Below are 2,742 nucleotides of genomic sequence, written 5' to 3' on the forward strand. Positions count from 1 at the left end.
AAACTATGGGGCTTTGAATCGGAAACCGAGGATAAGCATGTTGTGAATCAAGTATTTTTATTACGCAAAAAGATGGAACAGATCGGCACTTTCGTAACGATACGAAAAATTAGAGGCGCGGGGTATGTTTTGGATATACCAGGGGGTATTTGATCGATGTTCAGTAAGCTACGGAATAAACTCCTGATATGGATTATGCTGGCGATAATGGCTGTTATGTTGGGGTCGTTTGTCGCTATTTATTGGATTACGAATGGGAACATCCGCTATGTCAATCATAGCAAGCTTGAAGATGTCGCCGAACGAGGAGTAATCTTAACGTCGTATGAGATGYCGTCCAATTATGGTTTAGGTGGCGCTAGCACAGTAGTTGAACCGAACGCAGCGTATTCGTTTACGTTAACTACCGATCGAAACGGAAAAATAATAGAAATCAATTCCCGCAGCAACTTGTCCCAATCGGATTATGAGACGGCGGCCAAAACGGCTGTAGAAGGCACAGGGAATTCCATGGTCCATTTGGGCAATGAACAATGGCAGTATTTAGTGAAGCAAAAGGACGGGAATTTAGTTCTTGCTTACTTAAACGTCACAGAATCCAATAGAACGCTGGGCAATCTCTCGAATACGTTGATTAAAATATCCGTCTTCGCGCTGCTAATTATTTTTGGACTCAGCTATTACTTTGCGAACCGTGCGATAAAGCCGCTTATTATCGCTTGGGACAAACAGGCTCAATTTATCGCGGACGCGTCGCATGAGCTGAAGACACCGATTACCATCATTACCGCGAACTATGATACGCTTATGTTAAAGAAAGATCAAACGATCGAAAGTCAATTGAAATGGTTTGACTATATTAAAGTAGGAACAGACCGGATGACGAAGCTTACGAACGATCTTTTGTCGCTCGCAAAGCTGGAAGGCAGCTCCGAATTGCAAAAATCTCTATTTTACATCAGTGATTCTGTTAAAGAAACGATATCCCCGTTTGAAAATACTATTTCGAAGAAACGAATTCAACTGAACCTACAAATAGATCCCCAAATGAGAATAAATAGTGATCTGGACAAGATCAAACAAGTATTGACCATCTTGTTTGACAACGCAGTTAAATATACGGACGAAGAAGGACGCATTCATCTAGTTGTAACAAAGACGAAACGGCTTGTCGTCTTCTCACTCGAAAATACCAGTCAGGGGATCCCAAAAACCAACTTGTCAAAGGTTTTCGACAGGTTTTATCGAGGGGACCCATCGCGGTCAAAGAAAACCGACGGGCATGGATTGGGCTTGCCCATTGCTAAATCGATCGTGATAAGTTTGGGAGGGAATATTCGTGCTCACACTACAGAAAGAAATGGAATCGTATTTGCATTCACCATTCCTTCCGTTTAACGCTACTCCATTGTCCCACGTGTTAATACGACGGATAACGATAGTTAAATTAACCACAAATTTAAGGCTGCCGCGAAATTGAACGGCAGCCTTATTAAGCTAAATGGCAGTATAGTACGGAAACTCATCTTAAGCTAAACTGGAAATAATAGCATTTTTAAGGATCTCTGGGGGTGAATTAATTTGGAGTATGGAAACTTAACTAAACGATTATTAGCTGATGTACCACAAATAAAGCCTTACTATGAAGAGGAAATTGAATGGCTTGAGGAAGATTTACCACACGACGGTTGCTTCGGCAGCCGTTTTTGTTTCTCTGCTAACGGGCTTTTATTGCTAATGAATTCCCTTCCAATACTTGGGTACCCTAAAATAGAAATCAATAAGGTCGGGAGAACGATAATGCAAGATACTTTTAGATATCTGAATATAATTGGTAATATTGTTGGGTTTATTTTAGTCGTTATTGCACTTTGTAGATTTAGGAAAACTCTAATAGAGCACAGAAAAATAAGTAATGACCATTTTTTGTCAGATAGTGAAAAAAAGTACAGAATAAAAGCATTAAAATTTTGATAATTGGATTTTCATTTATTTGTGCTACATCTTTAATTGGATTCATTCTGGTTTTTTATATTTGAACACTCTCTGATTAAGCTCCCTCGGTATGATTTAATTTCCTCACGCAAGCTCGTCTATTCACAGGATTTCATCCTTTAGATATCAATGATGAATGAAAGATAGCGAGATATATAAGGATGTGTCATTAAAAAGGCATGCGGGAACAGAGGTGGAGTTGAGTCACCCAATTCATTCCAAATGCTGCACGTATTCTCCACGATGCCCTTAGCGATTTTCACTCCCATGTCTCAACGGGTCAAGCGCCCTATCATTCCTTCGTCACATCTATCTAAGGGGTGGAGGTCGGTCTTTCTAACGGAACAGGTCAGAGCCTTTTTGCGTAATGTATCCCGATACTCCGTGCTTTCTTTGTCTCCTGCGAATACGCCAACTTGCGTGAGATAAGCTTTATGTTAAGCTGCTAATACAAAGATTTTATCGGGGTTGTAAGCTTCATCACTACGAGCCATTCCAACTAAGAGTCGAGCTAGCTTTCCACATAGCTTCATGATAGACTTCATCTTTTTAAGCTTTTTTACCTGAACATTGTAGTGGTGTAAGGCTTTAAATTCTTGGTTACTCATGACCATGCACATCGTAATTAAATAGAGAAAGTGACGTAGACGTGGACGACCTCGTTTGCTGATCTTCAGTTGTCCCTTCCATTTCCCAGAGCTTGCTTCGGTTATATTAAGTCCTGAGTGACGGAGTAGGGCGTTCCCG

At 40.6% G+C, this 2,742-nt stretch carries 4 protein-coding genes; 2 read left to right on the top strand and 2 right to left on the bottom strand.

The window, feature by feature from the left end; all coding sequences use genetic code 11:
• Positions 1-156 precede the first annotated feature (156 nt).
• Both AC1DVJ_RS30515 and AC1DVJ_RS30520 read left to right on the top strand, forming a co-directional pair.
• The gene (locus AC1DVJ_RS30515) at positions 157-1,398 is read left to right on the top strand and encodes a sensor histidine kinase (protein WP_477596609.1); all 1,242 of its coding nucleotides are present in this window, start codon (positions 157-159) and stop codon (positions 1,396-1,398) included.
• 183 nt (positions 1,399-1,581) lie between these two features.
• On the top strand, positions 1,582-1,974 hold the full coding sequence (locus AC1DVJ_RS30520) for a hypothetical protein (protein WP_477596611.1): 393 nt from the start codon (positions 1,582-1,584) through the stop codon (positions 1,972-1,974).
• A gap of 140 nt (positions 1,975-2,114) precedes the next feature.
• Here the strand turns inward: AC1DVJ_RS30520 and AC1DVJ_RS30525 are convergent, their stop codons facing one another.
• Together AC1DVJ_RS30525 and AC1DVJ_RS30530 are read right to left on the bottom strand one after the other, a co-directional pair.
• Entirely contained in the window at positions 2,115-2,264 is a 150-nt protein-coding gene (locus tag AC1DVJ_RS30525) for a hypothetical protein (protein ID WP_477596613.1), read from the bottom strand.
• 168 nt (positions 2,265-2,432) lie between these two features.
• Positions 2,433-2,742: transposase (locus AC1DVJ_RS30530; RefSeq protein WP_477596615.1), on the bottom strand; the 310-nt coding region annotated here is incomplete at its 5' end.

The sequence above is a fragment of the Paenibacillus sp. P4_A9 genome (assembly GCF_056402415.1).